Here is a 22830-nt window from a genome sequence, read left to right as displayed (position 1 = left end):
CCGCGGGGCTAATCCTCGAAGGTCGCCGTCAGGGCCTGGGCCAGCCCCGGCACCAGGTCGGAGCCCGTGAGCACCTCCGTGGCGGCGTCCTTCTCCCGCAGTCGCAGGGCCGAGTCGCGGGCACCGTCGCGCAGGACCGCGACCGTCATGCGGACCTCCTGGCGGTCGGGGTGCTCCGCCACCCACTGCGCCAGCTTCGTCTCGTTCAGGCCCTCGGGGACCTGGGCCTCGGCGGACGGCGGCAGCATCAGGCGTTCCACGGCGAGCGCGCAGCCGACGACCGCGTCGGGCCAGGCGATGGTGCCCAGGAACTCGTCGAGCGCCTGGTCCGTTGGAATTTCGTCCTGCTCGATCGGGGTCAGGCCGGAGCTCTCCGGCTCGTCCTTCAGACCGAGCCGGTCCGCGAGCGAGGGCTGATCGGCCCTCAGCCGTGCGGTGTCGACAATGGCAAAGAGGCGTGCGGGCTGGTCCCAGCCGAGGCCGGAGACGTACTCGTCGATCTCGAGTACGGCCCGGGTGAGGGGGCTCGCTGCCATGGGGGTGTTGGACATAGTCACAATCCTGCCTCGTTACTGGCCCGAATCGGGAACCGAGTAAACGATGAGTAAGTTGCATAGGTGTGGGCCCACGATCACGGGGGCGCACGGGGGGCCCACGAACCCGAGGGCCTGACGGATCAACAGCGAACTTCGAGGTGCGCACCTTGGCTTTCCAGATGCCGGACCGCGGCGGAGGCCCCCCGACGGGGCCGCGGATCAGAGTGGGCCGCCCGTCCCGGCGTGTCCGAACCCTGCTGATGACACTCGGCGTCCTCGCCGTGCTCGCCATGGCGTTCACCATGTTCGCGGGGTTCTGGACGGACTGGCTCTGGTATAGGTCGGTCCACTACTCGTCGGTGTTCACGACGACCCTGTGGACCAAGATCGGGCTTTTCTTCGTCTTCGGCCTGCTGATGGCGCTCGCCGTCGGGTTCAACATCTGGCTGGCCCACCGGCTGCGGCCGCCGCTGAGCGCCATGTCGATGGAGCAGCAGAACCTCGACCGGTACCGGATGGGCATCGCCCCGTACAAGAAGTGGCTGCTGCTCGCTATCACGGCCCTGGTCGGTCTGATCGCCGGCGCCTCCGCGTCCGGCCAGTGGCGGACCTGGCTGATGTGGGTCAACGGCGTGCCCTTCGGGCAGAAGGACCCCCAGTTCAAGCTGGACGTCTCCTTCTACGCCTTCGACCTGCCCTGGTACCGGTTCCTGCTCGGCTTCGGCTTCGCCGCCGTGATCATCTCCGTGATCGCCGCCGCGCTCACCCACTACCTGTACGGCGGGCTCCGCGTCACCAGCCCCGGCGCGCGCGCCACGGCCGCGGCCACCGGCCACCTTTCGGTGCTCATCGGCGTCTTCGTCGCCCTCAAGGCGGTCGCCTACTGGCTCGACCGGTACGGGCTGGCGGTGAAGTCCAGCGACTTCAAGGCGACCGACAGCTGGACCGGTCTGAGGTACGTCGACGCCAACGCCTACCTGCCGGCCAAGACGATCCTGTTCTGCATCGCCGTCATCTGCGCGCTGCTGTTCTTCGCCACCATCTGGCGGCGCACCTGGCAGCTGCCCGTGATCGGCTTCGGTCTGATGGTGCTCTCCGCGATCCTCATCGGCGGTCTGTACCCGGCGCTGGTCCAGAAGTTCCAGGTGCAGCCGAACGAGCAGGCCAAGGAGGCGCCGTACGTCGAGAAGAACCTCAAGGCGACGCGCGACGCCTACGGCATCGAGGGCACCCAGGTCACCGAGTACCCGGGCGTGAGCCAGACCAAGGACCAGACCAAGCTCCGTGACGACGTGGACGCCGCCGCGTCCATCCGGATCATGGACCCGAACGTCATCTCGCCGACGTTCCAGCAGCTCCAGCAGATGAGGAACTACTACGCGTTCCCGAACAACCTGGACGTCGACCGCTACGCCAAGGACGGCAAGGACCAGGACACGGTCATCGGTCTGCGCGAGCTGAACCTGGCCGGCATCCCGAAGAAGAACTGGATCAACAACCACTTCCGCTACACCCACGGCTACGGAGTGGTCGCGGCCAAGGGCACCGAGGTCGACTCCGAGGGCCGTCCGGTCTTCACCGAGTCCGACCTGCCGTCCAAGGGCGACCTCGGGACGTACGAGCAGCGGGTCTACTACGGCGAGAAGACCACCACCTACTCGATCGTCGGCGGTCCCCAGAAGGAGATCGACTACTCCGACGACAACGGCGAGAAGACGTTCAGCTACAAGGGCGACGGCGGGGTGGACCTGTCCAACCCGATCAACCGGGCGGCGTACGCGGCAGCGTTCAGCGAGCCACAGATCCTCTACTCCGGTGCGATCGGGGAGGGCTCGCGGATCCTGTACAACCGCACGCCCAAGGAGCGCGTCGAGGCGGTCGCCCCGTGGCTGACCATCGACGGTGACGCCTATCCGGCGGTGGTGGACGGCCGTATCCAGTGGATCGTCGACGCGTACACGACGACGAACGGCTATCCGTACGCCTCGCGTACGACGCTCGGCGACACGACCGCGGACTCGCTGACCGCGGCCAACGACCAGCGCGCGGTGGTGGCCCAGCAGAACCAGGTCAACTACATCCGCAACTCCGTGAAGGCGACCGTCGACGCGTACAGCGGTGACGTCAAGCTCTACCAGTGGGACACCAAGGACCCGGTCCTCAAGACCTGGATGAAGGCGTTCCCGAACACGGTGCAGGACAAGAGCGAGATCTCCGACACGCTGATGGCGCATCTGCGCTACCCGCAGGACCTGTTCAAGGTCCAGCGCGAGCTGCTCACGCGCTACCACGTGAAGGACGCCAACACGTTCCTCAGCGGCAGCGAGGTGTGGCAGGTTCCGGACGACCCGACCAACAAGTCGGGCGACGCGGTACCGCCGTACTACCTGAGCATGAAGATGCCCGATCAGGATCAACAGGCGTTCTCTCTCACGACGACGTTCACGCCCAACGGACGTGACAACCTCAGCGCGTTCATGGCGGTCGACGCCGAGGCCGGGACAGAGGGCTACGGCAAGATCAGAATCCTGAAGCTGCCGACCAGTACGACCGTCAACGGACCGAAACAGGTCCAGAGCCAGTTGAACTCCGAGCAGGACATCGCCGAGACCATCAGGCTGCTGAGAGGCGGCGACTCCGAGGTCGAGTACGGCAACCTGCTGACGGTGCCGCTCGACGGAGGGCTGTTGTACGTCGAGCCGGTCTATGTGCGCGGTGGCGACCTCAAATACCCGCTGCTGCGCAAGGTCCTGGTGAGCTACGGGGGCAACACCGCCTTCGAGAACACGCTCGACGAGGCCCTCGCCAAGGTCTTCGGTGAGGCTGAGGGAGGCTCGACCGAGCCACCACCGGACGAGGGCGAGGACACCGCCGAGCCACCGCCGACGTCCACCAACCCGACGGTCCGGGAAGCGCTCAGTGACGCGCAGAAGGCCTTCGACGCCGGCCAGAAGGCGTTGGAACAGAAGGACCTCGCCGCGTACGCGGAGGCGCAGAAGGATCTGGAGGAAGCCCTGCAGCGCGCCGAGGATGCGCAGGCCAAGGCCGACGAGGGCGGCGGCAAGAACGGGGACGACAAGAACGGGGACAAGGGTGAGGACGGCAAGGCCAGTCCGAGTCCGGACCCCACCGGAGATTCCGGCTCGGACCAGGGCAGCGGCTGACCCCGTTGCTTCGAGCTGAGCGTTAGAGCTGGTCAAAGCCCATCCCGCGCCGTGCTAGGGTTGTGAACACAACGGCGCGGGGTGGAGCAGCTCGGTAGCTCGCTGGGCTCATAACCCAGAGGTCGCAGGTTCAAATCCTGTCCCCGCTACTGAAGTCGTGAGCTATGTGCGAACGACCATGAAGGCCCGGATTCCGAAAGGGATCCGGGCCTTTGTGATGTGCGAACGCATGTGCCGGTGCGGGCTACGGCCGCGCCGCCAAGGGGAGTTGGGGAGATCTGTGTTTGACTTGTCTCCCTGTGGGCATGTCGACAAAACGCTGAAGTGACCTCACTGGCTGCGGTATACCGGATGTACCCAGGTTGCAGGTGGTGCGACGATGGACGTTATGGGGGACATGGCAAATCTGTTCGGGACGGGGCGTTTTGCGCAGCCGTCCGGTCAGGAGGAAGCCGCGGACGAGGCCCAGGAGGCCGCCGACGAGGCTGCCGAGGAAGTGCGCCTGCGGCTCGCCGTCGATGCCGGCGACGTGGAGGCGATGAGCGTCCTCGGCGCGATGCTGCTGCGCCGCGGCGACTTCGACGGGGCCGAAACCCATCTGCGTGCCGCCACCGCGGCCGGTGACCGAGCCGCCGCCAACAACCTGGGCGTCCTGCTGCACCAGCGCGGATACGCCGACGAGGCCGCCGGATGGTGGCGGATCGCCGCCGTCGCCGGGTCCGCCGCGGCCGCCCACGCGCTGGGGCGGCACTTCCGCGAGCGCGGGGACGAGCCCGCCGCCGAGTACTGGCTGTGCCAGTCCGCCGAGCAGGGCCATGTGCTGGGCGCCTACGCGCTCGCCGACCTGCTGGAACACCGCGGCGACGACGCCGGCGCCGAGCGCTGGATGCGGGCCGCGGCCGACCGCGGGCACCGCGAGGCCGCGTACCGGCTGGCCAGGACGCTGGACCGGCGCGCCGGGCAGGGCCGCGCCGGCGACGACGGGGCAGCGGCCCCCGCGGCTGAGGAGACCGAGCAGTGGTACCGGCAGGCCGCCGCACGCGGCCACCGGCGGGCCGCACTGCACCTCGGGACGATCCTGGAGAAGCGGGGCGAACTCAAGGAGGCCGGCCGCTGGTACCTGACGTCCGCCAAGGACGGCGAGGCCCGCGCCGCCTGCGCGCTCGGCTTCCTTCTGCGGGACGCCGGGGACAGCGAGAGCGCCGCCGTGTGGTGGCTGCGGGCCGCGCAGGACGGTGACGGCAACGCCGCCAACGCGCTGGGCGCGCTGCACGCCGAGCGCGGCGAGACCCAGACCGCCGAGCGCTGGTACCGGGCCGCCATGGACGCCGGGGACGACAACGGGGCGTACAACCTCGGGCTCCTCTGCGCCGAGCAGGGGCGCACCACGCAGGCCGAGCAGTGGTACCGGCGGGCCGCGTACGCCGGACACCGGGAGGCCTCCAACGCGCTGGCCATCCTGCTGCTGCGCGGCGGGGACGAGACCGGCGCCGAGCCGTGGTTCTCCAAGGCCGCCGAGGCGGGCAGCGTGGACGCCGCCTTCAACCTCGGGATCCTGCACGCCGGACGGGGCGAGGATCGGGCGGCGCTGCGCTGGTACGAGCGGGCTGCCGCCGCCGGGCACACCGAGGCGGCACTCCAGGTCGGGATGGCGCGCCTGCGCGACGGGGACGAGCGCGAGGCGGAGCGGTTCCTGCGGTGCGCGGCGGGGGGCGGCAGCGCGGAGGCCGCGTACCGTCTGGCGGCGGTGCTGGACGCCCGTCGGCCGCCCGCGCCCGCACACGAGCTGGGGGAGACGGCACAGGAGAAGTCCGAGTGCGAGGAGTGGTACGAGCGGGCGGCCTCCCAGGGGCATCGGCGGGCCCAGGTGCGGGTCGGGATGCTGGCCGCGGCCCGCGGCGATGTGGTCGAGGCGGCGCGGTGGTACCGGGAGGCGGCCGAGGCCGGGTCCCGCAACGGCGCGTTCAATCTCGGGCTGCTGCTGGCCCGGGAGGGGAGTGAGCCGGAGGCCGTCGTGTGGTGGCGCCGGGCGGCGGACGCCGGGCACGGGCGGGCGGCGCTGCGGCTGGCGCTGGTCTGCGCGCGGCGCGGGGAGCTGGCCGAGGGGCAGCGGTGGGCGGACCGGGCGGTGTCGCTGGGGCCGCGGGAGGTGGCGGAGCGGGCGGCGCGGTTGCGGGACGCGTTGCGGCAGGAGTTGTCGGCGTGACGCTGCGCTGGGCTGGGGGTGCGGTTGAGGGCGCCGGCGTTGTCGCTGGGCGGGGGTGGGTCGCGTGGTCCGGCGCTGCCCGGGTGCCGCTGCGCCCACCCGTGCCGCCCCAGCGGCACGACTGCCCGCAGCTACGTCGGCTGCGACTGCCCGCAGTTACGGGGCAATTTGCTTCTCGTCGTGGGGTTGACGTAATGTTCCATTCATCGACGCGGGGTGGAGCAGCTCGGTAGCTCGCTGGGCTCATAACCCAGAGGTCGCAGGTTCAAATCCTGTCCCCGCTACTGAAGGCCGAGGGCCGGAATCCGAAAGGGTTCCGGCCCTCGGTGCGTTGGCGCCCACGCGAAAAGCCCCGGCACCCATCGGTGCCGGGGCTTTCGTGCGAGGACTTACGCCGCCGCGCAGTTCGGGCAGGTGCCGCGGTACGTCACTTCGACGTCCGAGACGGTGAAGCCGAAGCGCTCCGAGTCGGGGAGGTCGGCCAGCGGGTTGCCGATCGGGTGGACGTCGCGGATCGCGCCGCACTGGGCGCAGACCAGGTGGTGGTGCGGCTGGTGCGCGTTCGGGTCGTAGCGCTTGGCGCGCTTGTCCGTCGCGACTTCCAGGACCTCACCCAGCGACACGAGCTCGCCCAGCGTGTTGTAGACGGTCGCCCGGGAGATCTCGGGGAGCTTGCCCACAGCTCTGGCGTGCACCTCGTCGGCCGTCAGGTGGACGTGTTCGCCGTCGAGGACCTCGGCCACGACGCGCCGCTGCGCGGTCATGCGCCAGCCGCGTCCACGCAGCCGTTCCAGTAGGTCACTCATACAGACCAGCCTAACAGCAAGGGGGACCAGGTCCCGAACGTGTGTGACTTTGGAGTCTTACTTGACTTAGACATTGTCCATTGTAGGATCGGGAGCGGCATTAGCCAAGGGACAGGTTTTGCAGGATTGGCGCAGGAGGCGTACGTGACTCAGGGACCGCTCACTACGGAGGCCGGGGCTCCGGTAGCCGACAACCAGAACAGTGAGACCGCGGGCATCGGCGGCCCCGTGCTCGTCCAGGACCAGCTTCTTCTGGAGAAGCTGGCGCACTTCAACCGTGAGCGCATCCCGGAGCGTGTCGTGCACGCCCGCGGCGCCGGCGCCTACGGCACCTTCACGGTCACCGCCGACGTCACCAAGTACACCCGGGCGAAGTTCCTGTCCGAGGTCGGCAAGGAGACGGAGACCTTCCTCCGCTTCTCGACCGTGGCCGGCAACCTGGGCGCGGCGGACGCCGTCCGTGACCCGCGCGGTTTCGCGCTGAAGTTCTACACCGAAGAGGGCAACTACGACCTCGTCGGCAACAACACCCCGGTGTTCTTCATCCGGGACGCCATCAAGTTCCCGGACTTCATCCACACCCAGAAGCGCGACCCCTACACGGGCTCGACGGAGATGGACAACGTCTGGGACTTCTGGGGCCTGTCGCCCGAGTCGACGCATCAGGTGACCTGGCTGTTCGGTGACCGTGGCATCCCGGCGTCGTACCGCCACATGGACGGCTTCGGCTCGCACACCTTCCAGTGGAACAACGAGGCCGGCGAGGCCTTCTGGGTCAAGTACCACTTCAAGACCGACCAGGGCATCAAGACTCTCACGCAGGCCGAGGCCGACAAGCTCGCCGGTGCGGACCCCGACTCCCACCAGCGCGACCTGCGTCAGGCCATCGAGCGCGGCGACTTCCCGTCCTGGACCGTCGGCGTGCAGATCATGCCCGTCGCCGAGGCCGCGAAGTACCGCTTCAACCCGTTCGACCTGACCAAGGTGTGGCCGCACGCGGACTACCCGGTCATCGAGTTCGGCAAGCTCGAGCTCAACCGCAACCCGGAGAACGTCTTCGCCGAGGTCGAGCAGTCGATCTTCTCCCCGGCGCACTTCGTGCCCGGCATCGGCCCGTCCCCGGACAAGATGCTCCAGGGCCGTCTGTTCGGCTATGGCGACGCCCACCGCTACCGCGTCGGCATCAACGCCGACCACCTGCCGGTGAACCGTCCGCACGCCACCGAGGCGCGCACCAACTCCCGTGACGGCTACCTGTACGACGGCCGCCACAAGGGTGCGAAGAACTACGAGCCGAACAGCTTCGGCGGCCCGTTCCAGACGGACAAGCCCCTGTGGCAGCCGTCCGCGGTCTCGGGTGTCACCGGCGAGACCGCGACTCCGTCGCACGCCGAGGACAACGACTTCGTCCAGGCGGGCAACCTCTACCGGCTCATGACGGACGAGGAGAAGGAGCGGCTGATCAACAACCTGGCCGGCGCCCTCTCCGACGTGTCGCGCGACGACATCATCGAGCGCGCGATCAACAACTTCCGTCAGGCCGACGGTGACTTCGGCAAGCGGCTGGAGGCCGCGGTCCAGGCCCTGCGCGGCTGACGTCCAGCACTGGACCGCTTGTCGTGGCGGCGGGCCGGATCCCCGGGGACGGGGCTCCGGCCCGTTTCGCGTTTCCCGTAACGGCTTCAGCGGTCAGGCCGGTACCTGCTGCGCCCTCTCCCGGGCCGGGGCCCAGCAGCGGATGATGTCGCGGACCGAGACGATGCCCGCGGGCTCGCCGCGGTCGAGGACGATGAGGTGGCGGAAACCGCCGTGCGCCATCGCCCGGGCCGCCTCCTCCACGGTCCAGGAGGGCGCGGCGAACACGACGTCGGTGGTGGTGTGGGCGTGGGCGCGTTCGGTGTCCGGGTCCTGGCCCTGGCCGACGGAGACGAGGACGTCGCGTTCGGTGAGGATGCCGATGCCGCCGGCGTCGGGGTCGTACACCACGGCCGCGCCGACGCGGCGCGCGGACATCAGGGCGGCGGCCTGGCGGAGGGTGTGGGCGGGGCCGATGGTGAGGACTACCGTGCTCATGGCTTCGCGGACGAGCATGGGTGGAGCCACCTCCTGCCGGTGATCCATGAGTTAGTTCATGGATTCACAAGTTCACAAGTGGGGGGACTCTCAGAGTGGCAGGTAAAGCACGGGTCAACAAGAGGGCGGGCGGGGGAGCGTGCGGGCGCGTCAGGAGGGCGCTCAGTAGCGCTGGTTGAGATACCCGAGAAGCTCGTCGTGGAGCCGTCCGTTCGACGCCGCCGCGTTGCCGCTGTTCGGCCCGTGGCGGCCGTCGAGGCCGGTGAAGGTGCCGCCCGCCTCGGTGACGATGATCGCGTTCGCGGCCATGTCCCAGAGGGAGAGCTCGGGTTCGGCGCAGATGTCGACCGAGCCCTCGGCGACCATCATGTACGGCCAGAAGTCGCCGTACGCGCGCGTGCGCCACACCTCGCGGGTCAGGTCGAGGAAACCGTCGAGCCGGCCCTGCTCCTCCCAGCCGCTGAGCGAGGAGTACGCGAAGGAGGCGTCGGAGAGGGCGGAGACCTGGGAGACCTGGAGCCGGGAGGCCGAGGTCAGGCTGCGGCCCGTGAAGGCGCCGTGGTCCTTCACCGCCCACCAGCGGCGGCCGAGGGCCGGGGCGGAGGCGAGGCCGACGACGGGCTGGTAACCGCCCTCGCCCGCCTCCATGAGGGAGATGAGGGTGGCCCAGACGGGGACGCCGCGCACGTAGTTCTTGGTGCCGTCGATCGGGTCGATGATCCAGCGGCGGGGACCGGTGCCCTCGACGCCGTACTCCTCGCCGAGGACCGCGTCGCGGGGGCGGGCACGGGCGAGGTGGCCGCGGATGACTTCCTCGGCGGCCTTGTCCGCCTCGCTCACCGGGGTCATGTCCGGCTTGGTCTCGACCTTCAGGTCGAGGGCCTTGAAGCGTTCCATCGTCGCGGCGTCGGCGGCGTCCGCGAGGACGTGGGCGAGGCGGAGGTCGTCGAGGTAGTCGGGCATGCGGTCACGGTATCTGTCGGGGGCGGGCCGGGGCTACCAGGGGTTTGGCGGGGTGGAGTGGGATTCGGGGGCGGGTGGCGGCGTGGGGCGGGTGTGCGGCCCGGTGTTGGTGGGGTGCGGGTCTGTTCGGTGCGGGGCGGAGGTGGGTGCGTGGTCCGGCGTGGCGGGGTGCGGGTCTGTTCGGTGCGGGGTGGAGGTGTGGGTGCGGTCCGGTGTTGACGGGGCGCGGGTCGGCCGGGCTCGGGCGGAGGGCGGTGCGCTGCCCGGCGTTACGGGGTGCCGCTGCGCCCACCCGTGCCGCCCCAGCGGCACGACTGCCCGCAGCGGCGGCGGCGCGCGACTGCCCGCAGCTTCGCCGAACAGCGACTGGCGGTTGCCCGCGCGAGGGCTCTTGACAGTGCCCCCATACCCGTCAAATCTGGGCACCAAGTCGCTCTGCCCGAGGGAGGCGAGGGTGCCTGCAGCCCGGGAGTCCCTGCTTGACGCCGCCTACACGGCGCTGGCTCGTCGGCCGTGGTCCGCTGTGCGGATGGTGGACGTGGCGGCGGCGGCCGGGGTGTCCCGGCAGACGCTGTACAACGAGTTCGGGAGCAAGGAGGGCCTCGCCCGGGCGCTCGTCCGCAGGGAGGCGGACGGGTATCTGGCCGGCGTCGAGCGTGCGCTCGCCGGCGGTCCAGGCGACCCTCGTGAACGGCTCACCGCCACCGCGGAGTGGACCACGTCCGCCGCCCGCGAGAACGCGCTGGTGCGGGCCATGCTCACCGGCTGCTGGAGCGAGAGGCTCCCCTCACCGACCCTGACCGCGGTGCCGTCCACCTCCGCGGTGCCGGCCCAGCGGCGGGCCGACGGTCCACTGCCCTCGCCCGCGGACTTCGTCGCCCTGGTACGCGACCGTGCCGTGGCCGTCCTGAACGGCGCCGGCCCGCTCCCGCCGCCGAACACCGCCGAGCTGGCCCGCTCCTGCGAACTGGCCGTGCGTCTCGCCCTGTCCTGCGTCGCGGCGCCGCCCGCCGAGGGCGGGGCCGCGGAGCTCGTACGCACCGCCCTGCCACGCCAGTTGACGGCCCAGGCGTACTGACCCGCGGGATTGTTCACGCGGCGGACGCGTCAGTGCGCCGAGCCCGACAACTGGAGCCCGATCACGCCGATGATGACGAAGCTGATCGAGACGATCTTCAGGGTCGACACCAGGTCGCCGAGGAAGACCATGCCGTAAATGGCGGTGCCCGCCGCGCCGATGCCGGTCCACACCGCGTACGCAGGACCGACGTCGAGCTTCTTCAGGGCGAGGGTGAGCAGGCCGAAACTGCCCAGCGCGAAGACGCAGAAGGCGATGGTGGGCCAGAGGCGAGTGAAGCCGTGCGACAGCTTCAGACAGACGGCGAAGCCGGTTTCGAGCACCCCGGCCACTATGACCAGCAGCCACGCCATGTCTTGTCCTCCCGTAGTCCCGTACCGTGACCGCTGCGTCGCCTGGTCTTCTTCACGTGGTCGCTTCGTCCGGCTTTGCTCAGGCTTGGATCCGGCTTGGTGCGATTATGCACTTACCGGTGGCAGGGCACGGCAAACAACGCGGAGGTCAGTCGCCTTCCTTGCGTTCCCGCGTCGACAGCAGCCGGCGCAGCGAGTACAGCCGGGCCGGGTCCGCGTGCCCCTCGGCCACCCACGCGTCCAGCGCGCAGTCGGGCTCGTCGTGACTGCACGCGCGCGGGCAGCCCTCCGTGCCGGGCACCAGGTCGGGGAAGGCGTTGATGACCCGCGACGGGTCGATGTGCGCCAGACCGAACGACCGTACGCCGGGGGTGTCGACGACCCAGCCGCCCGCCTCGGAGGACAGCGGCAGGGCGAGCGCCGAGGTCGTCGTGTGCCGGCCGCGGCCCGTCACCGCGTTCACATGGCCCGTCACGCGACGGCGGTCCTGGGGCACCAGTGTGTTGACGAGTGTCGTCTTGCCGACGCCGGAGTGCCCGACGAAGGCCGTGATCTTGCCGTCCAGATGTTCCCGTACGAGGTCGGCCGCGGCGCCGTTCTCCAGCTCCTCGCGGCTGGTGACGACGTAGGGGATGTCCAACGCCCCGTACAGCTCCAGGAGTTCGTCGGGCGGCGCGAGATCCGACTTGGTCATGACCAGTAGCGGAGTGAGGCCGCCGTCGAACGCCGCGACCAGGCAGCGGTCGATCAGGCGGGGACGCGGCTCGGGGTCGGCGAGGGCGGTGACGATGGCGAGCTGGTCGGCGTTGGCGACGACCACCCGCTCGTAGGGGTCGTCGTCGTCCGCCGTGCGGCGCAGGACGGAGGTGCGCTCCTCGATGCGGACGATGCGTGCGAGCGTGTCCTTCTTGCCGGACATGTCACCGACCAGCGCCACCCGGTCACCGACGATCGCGGCCTTGCGGCCCAGTTCGCGGGCCTTCATCGCCATCACGATCCGGTCCTCGACGAGGCAGGTCAGCCGGCCGCGGTCCACGGTGAGGACCAGGCCCTCGGCGGCGTCCTCGTGCTTGGGCCGGATGTGGGTGCGCGGCCGGTTGCCCTTGCGGTTGGGGCGGGAGCGGATGTCGTCCTCGTCGGTGTGCTTGCCGTAGCGGCGCATGGCGAACCGTCCCTACGCCCCGAGCATCCCGGTCCACAGGTCGGGGAATTCGGGCAGGGTCTTCGCCGTCGTCGCCACGTTCTCGATCTGCACCCCCTCCACAGCGAGGCCGAGGATCGCGCCGGCGGTGGCCATGCGGTGGTCCTCGTAGGTGTGGAAGACCCCGCCGTGCAGGCGGCGCGGGCGGATGTGCAGACCGTCGGCGGTCTCGGTGACGTCGCCGCCGAGTTCGTTGATCTCCTTGGTGAGCGCGGCCAGGCGGTCCGTCTCGTGCAGGCGCAGATGCGCCACCCCGCGCAGGGTCGAGGGGGAGTCCGCGAGGGCGGCGACGGCCGCGATGCCCGGGGTCAGCTCGCCGACCTCGCCGAGGTCGACGTCGATGCCGTGCACGGCGCCCGAGCCGGTGAAGACGAGCCCGTAGTCCGTCAGTTCGCAGGAACCGCCCATCTCGGTGAAGATCTCGCGGAGCCGGTCCCCGGGCTGGGTGGTGCGGGACGGCCAGTCGGGGACCACGACCTTGCCGCCGGTCACCAGCGCCGCCGCCAGGAACGGCTGGGCGTTGGACAGGTCCGGCTCGACCGTCAGGTCCCGGCCGAGCAGCGCGCCCGGCGTGACCCGCCAGACGTTCGGCTCGCCGCCGGACTCCGGGGTGTCGACCTGGGCGCCGACCGAGCGCAGCATGTCGACGGTCATGCGGATGTGCGGCATGGACGGCAGCGCCGAGCCGGTGTGGCGGACCTCGACACCTTGGTTGAAGCGCGGGCCGGACAGCAGCAGGGCGCTGACGAACTGCGAGGACGACGACGCGTCGATCTCGACCGGACCGCCCTCCAGGGCGCCGCCGCCGTGCACGGTCATCGGCAGCGCGCCGCGCGCGTCGTCGTCGATGCGGGCACCCAGGACGCGCAGCGCGTCGATCACGCCGTGCAGGGGACGCTCGTACGAACGCGGGTCGCCGTCGAAGCGGATGGCGCCGTCGGCGAGCGTGGCGACCGGCGGAAGGAAGCGCATGACCGTGCCGGCGTTGCCGACGTCGACCGTGGCCGGGCCGCGCAGACCGGCCGGGATGACGCGCCAGAACTCGCCCGTGCCGTCCGGGCCGACGCCCTCCTCGATCTCGACGCCCATCGCGCGCAGGGCGCCGGCCATCAGCAGGGTGTCGCGGGAGCGCAGCGGGCGGCGCAGCCAGCCGGGCTCCGAGGCGAGCGCGGCCAGCACCAGAGCGCGGTTGGTGACCGACTTGGACCCGGGCACGTGGACGGTCGCGTCGACGGCTCCGCTCGCGTGCGGTGCGGGCCAGAGGGCGGTGTGCGCGGGGTTCACGGTCATGGGCCCCACTTTAATGGCTGGGGACGATCGGAGATCTTGATCAAAAGCGGCGAAACCTGACCGAAAGCGCGACAGTGCAATTCGACTGTGCAATTGCCGTGCATATATGCGGGAGCGTGGGGACCGGTGCGCCCACGGTGCGCCCCGTTCACAGCTCCAGCAGCCAGCGCACCCCGCCGACCAGCGAGCACAGCGACACCGCGTGGAACAGGAAGAACCACACCCCCGCCGGTGCGTGGGTCAGGCGGGCCAGCTGGTCCGCGTCCGAGTCCCCGGCGCCGCCCCGTGCCCGCTTGGCCTGCAGCTCGAACGCCGGCCGCACCCCGCCGAGCAGCAGGAACCACACCACCGCGTACGCGAACGCCGCCTGCACCTGCGGCCCGGCCAGCCAGGACACCAGGACGAACGTGGCGCCGGTGACCACCACCGTCAGCACCCCGTACGCGTTGCGGACCATCACCAGCAGGGCGACGAGCAGCGCCGTCGCCAGCCACAGCAGCAGCGTGATGCGCCCCGCTGCCAGCAGCGCGGCGCCGCCGAGGCCGAGCAGCGGGGGAGCGGTGTAGCCGGCGACCGCGGTCAGGATCATCCCGAGCCCGTGCGGCTTGCCACGGCTGACGGTCAGCCCGCTGGTGTCCGAGTGCAGCGTGATGCCGGTCAGCGTGCGCCCGGTGAGCAGGGCCACGAGTCCGTGACCGCCCTCGTGGGCGATGGTGATCGCGTTGCGCGCTATCCGCCACAGCCCGTGCGGCACGACGACGGCGAGCGCGGCGACCAGGGCCGCGATCACCACCCACAGGTCGGGATCGGGCTGGGTGCCGGAGACCTCGTCCCAGAGGGAGGTGAGCGAGGCCGTAGCGAGGTGGTCCATGTTCGGTGAGGGCTCCTCGTATGAACGCGGGGTCTGGCAGTGTGGCACGTATGTGCGGACGGTATCTGAGAGGCTGGCGTAACAGGGATCGTTCCTGACGGCAAACATGCAGTTCACAGCATTAGAGCCCCGGAGTGATCCGGGGCTCTTGCCTTACCCGTGCTGACTGCGTGCTGACCTGTAGACACCTGTGATCACCCCGGGGAACCCGTTCCGTGCTGGGCTGGTGCTGATCTCCTTGCACACGAGGGCGCTGGTCCGTGAGTACGAGGCTCGTACCAATCCCGGTGTGCTTGTGTGGGCCGTACGTGGCTGCTTCAAACGCGGCGTGACCAATGCCGGTGCCGATCTCCACCGTGCTGGTATGGCCGAGGGTGTTTGTCATGGTGACCTTTGTGGCGGTGGAACCGGAGGCCGGCGCGTAGGCCATGGTGGTCGTCTTGCCGTAGACATCGGTGACCGAGGTGGGGCGGCCATAGGCGACGGTGGTTTCACCGGTCATCGTGTACTTGGGTGTGGAGCCCTCGTACGAGGACAGGGACTCGGCCTTGGTGACGCTTCCCTTGTAGTCGTAGTGGACGCGGATGTCGGAGATGACGTCGTCGGGCCGCGCGATTCCGGTGGCGTCACACGCCTTGGAGAGGGTCTCGACTCGCGTCTGCAGCGCCAGCATCCAGGCGGCCGAGCCGGTCAGGTACTCGCTCGGGCTCGGCGACACGGTCGTAGCGCTTGACGGTGTTGAGAGCAAGGTTCAGGCGCCGTGCGCATTCCAGCAGGCCGACTCCGCGCTCGCGCAGGGCGTGCACCTGCTGCCAGCGCTCGCGGGTGGTGGCGGCCTGTCTCCCCTCAGCCGGGGGCGGGCCCGCTTTCGCCCAGCAGGTGCTGTGCGCTGCGACTTCTTTGCGGACGGCCTCGGCGAGGTTGTGCCACAGGTGCCAGCGGTCGCTGATCTGGACCGCGTCGGGCAGGGCTCGGCGGACCGCCTCGGCGTAGGTGGCCGATCCGTCCCGGCACACGGCCTCGATGCCCGGATGCCTGCGCAGCCAGGCTTCCAGAGTGGCCGCTTCGCGGCCGGGCAATACTTCGATTTGTTTACCGGTCTCGGCGTTGATGACGATCGTGGCGTAGCTCTGCCGGCGCCGCAGGGCGAAGTCGTCAACCCCGATCACCCGCGGGATCCGCACCTCCGGCACGGGCACCCGCCGCAGCAGCCGCGGGGCGGAGGCGTACGACACGGGCATGGCCAGCGATCGGGCGAGTCGGGCGGACGCCCGGCCGCATAACTCCTTGACCAGCTCGGCGAGCTGGCCAGTAAGACGTGTGGTGCGGCGCTGATGGCGCTCCAGGAGCCCGGGGACCTGCTCTCGGAAGGTCTGCCGCCTGCAGCCCAGGACCGGACAGACCAGCCGTCGTATCCTCACCCGGATTACGAAGCGCGCAAGCCTTCGGCTTCCGGAATCGAGAGAGCCAACGCCTGCGCTCACGCTGTGCAACCACTCGCCGGAGCCGACGGGAGGCGCACCCCCACTAGATTCGAAGACCCACTACAAGCGCATGGTCGAGACGTTCGGTGAGGGCGCCTTCGACGGGTTCCTGAACCTGATCCAGGAGCCGTGGACGCATCTCAGACAGGACGGTCTGCTCATCTGGGCGGGCACTGAGCACGAGGACTTGTACTGCTGGAGGGCCGACGGCGACGACCCCGATCGTTGGCCCGTCGTGGTTCAGTCCTTCGACGGCGAGGACGTCCCCTTCGGCTGCCAGGCGGCGGAGTTCGTATGCCGCATCCTCGTCGACCCGCACCATCCGTTCACGATGGCCCGCTATTTCGATACCCACTGGTTCATGACCTACCGGGAAAGCGGCTGACAGCACCCCGCCACCAGCAGCCCCTTTCCACCCGGGTCTCATCGGAGGCGACGAGGCACTGCCCACCGGGCATCGTGATACCAGCGAACCGGCAATGCGCCGGGTGGTCAAGGGCCCTCGTACTGGCTACCCGTGAGATCGTCGGCTACTCGATGGCCGACCACCACCGCGCCTCCCTGGTCGTCGACGCGCTGACGATGGCCGCCGGAGCGGCCGGCTGCAGCCCGGCTGCATCGCGCATTCCGATCGCAGATCGGAGTACACCTCTGACGAACTACGCCGGGAAATGGGCAGGTTGGGGCTGCGGCAGAGCATGGGCCGAACCGGCTCATGCTTCGACAATGCCGGCGCCGAGAGCTTCTTCGCACTGCTCAAAGAGGAGATCGGCACCCGCCGCTGGCCCGACCGGACCACTGCCCGCGCGGAGATCTTCGCCTTCATCGAAACCTTCTACAACCGACGCCGACTGCGGAAGCATCCGGTCTGGGGCTACCTCACCCCGCTGGAGATCCGACAGCGACACGAGCAAGGACATGCCCTCGCGGCGTAAGCATCGAGTGTCCAACATCACGGGGAAGCTTCACTCTGCCTGTGCTTGTGCCATGTGATCGGCCCAGGCGGTGGCCTCGGCAAGGTCGTGCTGAGGGCTCGTTGCGGGGCGGAATGTACCAGCGGCGACACTTCCGCCCCGGCGGCGAGAAACAGAGTCGGCGGAGTCGGACGGAAGCAAGTGACGGCTGCGTCGTCGGAGCAGACTGACGCCCATGACGGAGCCCAGGCCACTCATCGAGCTGTCGTCTGCTGGCCTCGACCTGGGTGGCACACTGTCCCTCATGTCGAATTCGTATGCGCAGCCCATTCTCAGAACGGCCGATCTTGCGGTGGCCTTGCGGGTGATTCAGCAGCTGCTCGGCATCGCTGACACGACCGAGCTCGACATCGACTACGAGGCGAGGATTTCGTCAGCTCCATCTCTGACCGCCCTGATGGAGCTGCTCCCGGACACGGATTGGTGGGCCGAAGGAGAACGAGACGGCTCGTCGGCCGACGGGGACGACCCCCTAATGCATCTCCCCGTCAGACTGCAGAGCTGGGCCATGCCCCCAGCCCTCGTGGCTCCGCTTCTCAGGGCCACGGGCAGGGACCCGGCCACGGTGCGGTGGGACTTCTCAGGCTGGCCGGAGGCGCCTGCACTGGGCCTCGGTGCCGGTGGACCCCGAGGCGCGTTCGTGACGCTGTGCTTGAACTCCTGCGACCTCGACCTCGATGAACCCGCGACCGACCATACGGTGTTCGTACACGTCAAGCAGGTCGAGGCTGAACGCGCCCCTTGGCTGGCGGCTCAAGTCGGGCTACAGGTAATCGGCGAGTTGGTGATGGCACCCCACTGACATAGCACACGTGTTCTATGAATGGCGATACACGCCGCCGTCGGAGGTACCCGGCGGCGGCGTGTATTCGACAGGTGGTGCCTACTCAGGCGCAGCTACCTGAAGACGGATTACAAATGCCACCTCCGTTCGAGGGTGGCTCCACCAGCTCGTGGAACCCGAACGGATCTATGATGTCCTTGCTCATCTCCCAGACTCCACCCCAGAGTCCGAAGCTCCGCGCGTAGCTGTTGCTCTGGGCGAGTGGCATGAGAAACCCCGAAGCGCCGAAAATGCGTCCCCGGAGCCTTGGACTGACTCGCGACGCGTTCGCGCCGCCGGTCGCCCCGTTGAATACTCGCCCGGTGTCTACTCCGCTGCTCGGGTGAAGTACTCGAACGCGCGGGTCGTTAGCGAATTGACTGGCCACGGCCTTGGCCTGGTCCGCACTCTGGGCAATATAGATCACATTGTTGGCTTGTCCCTTCTTTCCTGGGTTCATCTTGTTGTTGATGTCCCCGGCAACGTACTTCAGGTCCTTGGTGGCCTTCGAACTCGTCGCGTCAAAGTCGACCACGTCTACGATATTTCCGTTCTCGTAGGAGACTCGGATGAAGTCTGACGTCGTCCCGTTGAAGCGCAATTTGCCGTTCTTGTCGGTGAACGATCCCTTACCCACGGGGTTGTTGTCGTCCTGGAAAAGGTACTGCTCTCCGGTTCCGGATCCGTCGGAGAAGAGCCCTGCTGCCCGCAGGTCGTCGTTCAACGCCTGGAGAGCGAGCTTCGAGGCGTCGTTGTCACCATCGCTGGCGACGATATGGCCGATTCCGTACTCGTCGTAGATCGCCGTGCGCCCGTCCGTCAGGGTGCCTTGCGACAGAGTCGGGCTGCTGCCACCACCGATAGGGGCGAGCATGTGGCCGTCGAGCTCGAGGAAGCTGGTGGGGTTGCCTCCGGTGAAGGCGTAGCGGTTGCCGGTGTACGGGTCTGTACCGAGGCCCATGTCTGCGAGCGCCCCGTTGTACATGTCCCGGGTGGTGAAGCGGTTGAGGCCCGGGCTGTAGTCGCGGAAGCCCATGTCGTAGGTGCCGGACTGGGCGTCCCAGCGCTTGGCGTTGTAGCGGTAGGGGTTGTAGTCCTCCTCGGTGGGGTCGGCGGTGTCGGGCTTGTCGATGCCGGTGAACTCGGACTCGTCGTTGGAGCCGTAGGCGGTGTAGCCGTAGGTGGCCTTCGTGTCGCCGTTGTCGTCCGTGAGCGTTTCGACGTCGCTATGGCCGTTGTAGCCGTAGTAGCCGTCCTCTGACGTGCCGTCGGTGTTGTGCTTGACCTGCGACAGGCGCTCGCCCCACGGGCTGTACTGGTACGACTTGGTCAGCTCGCCGGCGACCTTCTCGTCGAGAACCTCACCGGACAGGCCGAGGTAGGTGAAGTCGGTGGTCTTGCCGTCCGCCGTCTTCGAGGCGGTGCGGTCCAGCGGGTCGAAGGTGTACGTGGTGGACTTCATCGCGCCGGTGTCGTCCATCTTCTGGGACTCCACGACGTGGTCGAAGCCGTCGTACACGCTCCGGGAGATGATCTGCCCCTGCGACGTCACCGACTGCTGGCGGCCGAACGGGTCGTAGGTGTAGTCGGCCGTGACGCCGGAGGTCGTCGCGGTCAGGAGGCGGTTGCGGTCGTAGTGGTAGGCGGTCGTCGTGCCCTTGACCGTCTGGCTGACGACGTTGGCGTTGTCGTCGTGGACGTAGGTCTCCGTGCCCGCGCCGTTGCCCGTCTTGACGGACTTGGTGAGCCGGTTGGCCGGGTCGTAGGAGTAGTCGGTCGTGGAGTCGAGGTACGCCGCGTGGTTGTCGGCGTTCATCTTCTTCGCGGCGTCCTGCGCCTTGTTGCCGTTGGGGTCGTAGGCGTAGGTGTGGGAGGCGACCAGCGTGGTGCCGTCCGCCTTCTTCTCCGTCGTCGACTTCAGGGCGCCGTCGAGGTAGTAGGTGTAGTCGACGGTGTTGTCGTTGGCCTTGGTTTCCTTCAGTTTCTGGCCGCGAGCCGTGTACGTGTACGACGTCACCTTCGGGTCGGTATCCGTCGCCGATTTGCCGACCGAGGCGGTCTTGACCAGTTCGCGCAGGTCGTAGGTGTACTGGGAGTACTGGCTGGGGTGGGTGACCGTCTCCGGCTGCCCGTTGGCGTCGTAGGTGTACGACGTGGCCTTCTTCTCCGCGCCGGACAGTGACTCCGTGACCTTCTGGACCTGGTTGAGGCCGGTGTAGGCGACGGTGTAGGCGTCGATCCGCGCCCCGGACGACGTGTCGTCGATCGAGGTCAGGTTGCCGTTGACGTCGTAACCGTAGGTGAATGTCTTCTGTTCGGTGTCCGTGTCGGCGGAGTTGTCACGGACCAGCTTGACCGCGTCGGCCACCGCGGTGCCGGTGTCGCTCTGTTCCAGCTTCAGTTCGGTGTCCTCGCCCTGCTTGAGGGCGTAGTCGCCGAGGGCGACCCAGGTGCCGGGTCCGGTCGTCTGGTCCTTGGTGACGGCCGGTTCGGTGGTGGTGCCGTGGGTGAGGGTGTAGTCGGCGGCCGTGGCGGCGCCGGTCACTTCCGGGTACTTCACGTACGCGGTGTACGTGCCGTCCTCGGGGATGTTCAGCGTCCACGTGAAGGCGTCCGTGCCCGTGCCGGCGGCGTGGGTGCCGTGGTCGTAGCCCTGCTGGCCGGTGCCGTCCCCCTGTGTCCAGGTGCCGGTGGTGGCGGTGTTCTGGGTGTCGGAGTTGTCCACCAGGACCACCGACCTGCCCACCGGGACACCGTCGTCGGAGCGGGACTTGAGCTTGCCGTCGGGGTAGTACGACCATGCCATCGTGCGGTTGGAGGAACCGCCCGCCGATGTGAGGGTGCGGGCCGTCTGCCGGCCCAGGTCGTTGTAGTCGTAGGTGGTGGCGATGGACCACGGGTCTGTGGAGGATCTCACCCAGCCGTTGTCGAAGTAGTCGTAGGCCGTGGTGTTGCGGACCGTCTGCCCTTCGGAAGGCGGCAGCGAGGTCTTTGCCACTCGGCCGACCTTGTCGTAGGCGGTCTCGGTGTAGATGTTCGGGTCGTTGTGGCGGGTGTCCGCCGGGTCGTAGGGCTGGTACTGCTTGACGGGCCGGTTCAGCGCGTCGTATTCGGTGCGGGCGGTAAACGCCGTGGTCGTGTCCGCCGCGACGGCTCGCGGGGTGATCACCTTGGTGGTGTTGCCGACCTCGTCGTACTCGTACCGGGAGGTGCGGTAGGTGGTCGTCGTGGTGCGCCTGTGCGGGACCTTGACCTCGGCGGTCTTGCCGCGCTCGTCGTAGGTGATGAGCGTGGTGTTGTTTTCCGCGTCCGTGGTCGAGGTGACCAGGGAGTCCTTGTCGTAAGCCCGCTTGGTGGTGTTGCCCGCGGCGTCCGTCACCACGGTGACGCGGTGGTTCAGGTCGTAGGCGGTCTTGGTGGTGTAGTCGGTGGTGTCGGCCGTGGCGTTCTTCTTCGGGTCGACGACCTTGGTGGTGTTGCCGACGTCGTCGTACCCGTAACGGATCGTGTCGCCGTCCGCGTTGACCACGGAGGTGAGCTGGTAGATCTCGTCGTAGTGGTTCGTCGTGACGTAGTCGGCCGGTTCCGAGGTGGTCAGCGTGCCCTTGGGCTCGGTGGTCGTGGTGAGGTGGCCGACCCTGTCGTAGGTGTAGGTGCTCCGGCGTTCGTCCGAGGTGGTGGTGTCCTTCGGCGCGGTCGCCGAGGTGATCTGGTCCGCGGCGTCGTACACGGCGGTGGACACCGCGCCGTTGGGCGCCGTCGACGTGGTGACGTTGTCGTTGGCGTCGTACTCCGCGGTGGGCGTGGTGATCAGGTCACCCTCGTCCTGGTCCTTCGGCACCGTGCTGACCAGGGGGCGGCCGAAGGTGTCGTACGTCTGCGTGGTGACCTTGTCGTAGGCGTCGGTCACCTTGGTGACCTGGCCGCGCTCGTCGTAGACGAACTTGGTGGCCTGGGCCAGCGCGTCGGTGATCGTTTCCGGGTAGCCGGTCGCGTCGAAGGCGCTGTAGGTGGTCGGGTTGCCGTTGGCGTCGACGGCCCTGGTCAACTGGCCGTAGGAGTTGTACTCGTACGTCGTGGTGTAGTCGTCGGCCGTCGTCGTCGCGACGCCCTTGGGGTCGGTGACCGTCTTCAGGTTGCCGAAGGTGTCGTAGCCGAACTGCCAAGCGCGGCCCTCGGGTGAGGTCTTGCGCCACAGGTCGGCGGCGTAGCCGTCGGCGCGGGTCTGGTAGTCGTACGTATACGCGTTCGCAGGGTGGGTGCCGGGGACGCAGTCCGTGGCCGGCGGGACGCCGTTCTTGTTGTTCTCGGCGTCGCGCGACCAGAGGGGGTAGCCGGTCTTCTGGTCGTAGCAGTAGGCAGCCTTGGCGCCGTTGGCCTCTTCCAGGTTGGTGACGTTGTTGTCCGCGTCCCAGCTCATCTTCGTGGTCTGGGACTTGGCGTTGGTGGTCTGGACGGGGCGGCCGTAGTCGTCAGTGACATACCGTGTCGCGTGGCTCTCCGCGTCGGTGACGGTCGTGTCGGTGAACTTGGTATTGGCGGTGTCCGCCGCGTAGGTGAAGCCCGTGTTCCCGTCGAGGCGGTCGGTGATGGTCTTCGTCCACCAGTGGTACTTCGGGTCGTCCCCGGCCGACGGCTCGTTGTACACCAGCTTCGTGGCGTTGCCGCGAGGGTCGGTGGCGGTGACGAGTTTGACGTTCTTGTTGCCCTGCGTGGCGTCGTATGTGAAGCCGAAGACCTTCGGCTGGGCCGAGCCCGCGCCGTCGGTCATTTTGGTCAGCAGGCCCTTGTCCGAGTACTCGAACGCGAGCTTGCGGCCCGAGATGTCGGTGACCGACTGGATGTGGTCCTCGATCTTCGGCGAGTTCGCCTCGGCCTTGTCGTAGTAGTCGATGGTGAGCGACTGCCGGCCGGCCGGGTCGGTGATGTACCGGAGGAACTTCGTCGGCTTGTTGTTGGACTTGCGCTCCTCGTACGTGTACGTCTGCGTGTTGCCGTTCTTGTCGAC

17 protein-coding genes, 2 tRNA genes and 1 pseudogene are annotated in these 22830 nt (G+C 68.6%); 9 read left to right on the top strand and 11 right to left on the bottom strand.

Features of this window, described 5'->3' with window-relative positions:
- Positions 1–8: 8 nt before the first annotated feature.
- A complete protein-coding gene (locus ACFCZF_RS19085; protein WP_375924526.1) occupies positions 9–551 on the bottom strand; it encodes a PPA1309 family protein in 543 nt (180 codons plus the stop codon).
- A 164-nt stretch (positions 552–715) separates the two neighbouring features.
- Between ACFCZF_RS19085 and ACFCZF_RS19080 the strand changes: the two genes are divergently transcribed.
- From ACFCZF_RS19080 to ACFCZF_RS19065, 4 genes are all read left to right on the top strand, one after another.
- Positions 716–3700, top strand: a complete 2985-nt coding sequence (locus tag ACFCZF_RS19080; protein ID WP_376672699.1) for a UPF0182 family protein — start codon at positions 716–718, stop codon at positions 3698–3700.
- Between the two features lie 75 nt (positions 3701–3775).
- Positions 3776–3849 (top strand) — tRNA-Met (locus ACFCZF_RS19075).
- Positions 3850–4088: 239 nt separating this feature from the next.
- The gene (locus ACFCZF_RS19070) at positions 4089–5906 is read left to right on the top strand and encodes a tetratricopeptide repeat protein (protein ID WP_375922352.1); all 1818 of its coding nucleotides are present in this window, start codon (positions 4089–4091) and stop codon (positions 5904–5906) included.
- 210 nt (positions 5907–6116) lie between these two features.
- Positions 6117–6190, top strand: a tRNA-Met gene (locus tag ACFCZF_RS19065).
- A 105-nt stretch (positions 6191–6295) separates the two neighbouring features.
- On the opposite strand, the gene ACFCZF_RS19060 is transcribed toward ACFCZF_RS19065, so the two are convergent.
- Positions 6296–6712 carry a Fur family transcriptional regulator gene (locus ACFCZF_RS19060; protein ID WP_310871323.1) on the bottom strand — a complete coding sequence of 139 codons (417 nt, stop codon included), beginning with the start codon at positions 6710–6712 and terminating at the stop codon, positions 6296–6298.
- Between the two features lie 144 nt (positions 6713–6856).
- Here ACFCZF_RS19060 and ACFCZF_RS19055 point away from each other — a divergent pair, with 144 nt between their 5' ends.
- The gene (locus ACFCZF_RS19055; protein ID WP_375922349.1) at positions 6857–8308 is read left to right on the top strand and encodes a catalase; all 1452 of its coding nucleotides are present in this window, start codon (positions 6857–6859) and stop codon (positions 8306–8308) included.
- A gap of 93 nt (positions 8309–8401) precedes the next feature.
- Here the strand turns inward: ACFCZF_RS19055 and ACFCZF_RS19050 are convergent, their stop codons facing one another.
- Positions 8402–8803 carry a cyclic nucleotide-binding/CBS domain-containing protein gene (locus ACFCZF_RS19050; protein WP_375922346.1) on the bottom strand — a complete coding sequence of 134 codons (402 nt, stop codon included), beginning with the start codon at positions 8801–8803 and terminating at the stop codon, positions 8402–8404.
- A gap of 144 nt (positions 8804–8947) precedes the next feature.
- On the bottom strand, positions 8948–9748 hold the full coding sequence (gene hisN / locus ACFCZF_RS19045; RefSeq protein ID WP_375922344.1) for a histidinol-phosphatase: 801 nt from the start codon (positions 9746–9748) through the stop codon (positions 8948–8950).
- Between the two features lie 454 nt (positions 9749–10202).
- Here hisN and ACFCZF_RS19040 point away from each other — a divergent pair, with 454 nt between their 5' ends.
- Complete coding sequence (locus ACFCZF_RS19040; protein WP_376672639.1) at positions 10203–10826, top strand: TetR/AcrR family transcriptional regulator; 624 nt, start codon at positions 10203–10205, stop codon at positions 10824–10826.
- 29 nt (positions 10827–10855) lie between these two features.
- On the opposite strand, the gene ACFCZF_RS19035 is transcribed toward ACFCZF_RS19040, so the two are convergent.
- The 6 genes and pseudogenes from ACFCZF_RS19035 to ACFCZF_RS19010 form a co-directional block, all read right to left on the bottom strand.
- Positions 10856–11179, bottom strand: coding sequence for a multidrug efflux SMR transporter (locus ACFCZF_RS19035; protein ID WP_121749126.1), 324 nt, complete (start codon positions 11177–11179; stop codon positions 10856–10858).
- A gap of 148 nt (positions 11180–11327) precedes the next feature.
- A complete protein-coding gene (gene rsgA / locus ACFCZF_RS19030; RefSeq protein WP_376672638.1) occupies positions 11328–12341 on the bottom strand; it encodes a ribosome small subunit-dependent GTPase A in 1014 nt (337 codons plus the stop codon).
- Positions 12342–12353: 12 nt separating this feature from the next.
- Positions 12354–13670, bottom strand: coding sequence for a 3-phosphoshikimate 1-carboxyvinyltransferase (gene aroA / locus ACFCZF_RS19025; protein ID WP_375922335.1), 1317 nt, complete (start codon positions 13668–13670; stop codon positions 12354–12356).
- Positions 13671–13818: 148 nt separating this feature from the next.
- Positions 13819–14541, bottom strand: coding sequence for a M50 family metallopeptidase (locus ACFCZF_RS19020; RefSeq protein ID WP_376672637.1), 723 nt, complete (start codon positions 14539–14541; stop codon positions 13819–13821).
- 121 nt (positions 14542–14662) lie between these two features.
- Entirely contained in the window at positions 14663–15214 is a 552-nt protein-coding gene (locus ACFCZF_RS19015; protein WP_376672636.1) for a hypothetical protein, read from the bottom strand.
- 31 nt (positions 15215–15245) lie between these two features.
- Positions 15246–15971: pseudogene (locus tag ACFCZF_RS19010) on the bottom strand (ISL3 family transposase); the annotation flags it as partial.
- 124 nt (positions 15972–16095) lie between these two features.
- Here ACFCZF_RS19010 and ACFCZF_RS19005 point away from each other — a divergent pair.
- The 3 genes from ACFCZF_RS19005 (at position 16096) to ACFCZF_RS18995 (ending at position 17801) form a co-directional block, all read left to right on the top strand.
- Positions 16096–16410: a hypothetical protein gene (locus ACFCZF_RS19005; RefSeq protein WP_376672635.1), complete on the top strand. Its 315-nt coding sequence runs from the start codon at positions 16096–16098 to the stop codon at positions 16408–16410.
- Between the two features lie 286 nt (positions 16411–16696).
- Positions 16697–16960 (top strand): integrase core domain-containing protein, encoded by a 264-nt coding sequence (locus tag ACFCZF_RS19000; protein ID WP_376672634.1) that lies wholly within the window; start codon positions 16697–16699, stop codon positions 16958–16960.
- A 214-nt stretch (positions 16961–17174) separates the two neighbouring features.
- Positions 17175–17801: a hypothetical protein gene (locus ACFCZF_RS18995; protein ID WP_376672633.1), complete on the top strand. Its 627-nt coding sequence runs from the start codon at positions 17175–17177 to the stop codon at positions 17799–17801.
- A gap of 85 nt (positions 17802–17886) precedes the next feature.
- Here the strand turns inward: ACFCZF_RS18995 and ACFCZF_RS18990 are convergent.
- The coding region (locus ACFCZF_RS18990) for an RHS repeat-associated core domain-containing protein (RefSeq protein ID WP_376672632.1) at positions 17887–22830 on the bottom strand (4944 nt) is incomplete at its 5' end.

This window comes from Streptomyces sp. NPDC056296 (assembly GCF_042268605.1).
In the GTDB taxonomy this organism is placed as follows: domain Bacteria; phylum Actinomycetota; class Actinomycetes; order Streptomycetales; family Streptomycetaceae; genus Streptomyces.
The sequence above is the reverse complement of the archived record's forward strand: the minus strand, read 5'-3'. Positions and strand labels throughout refer to the sequence as shown.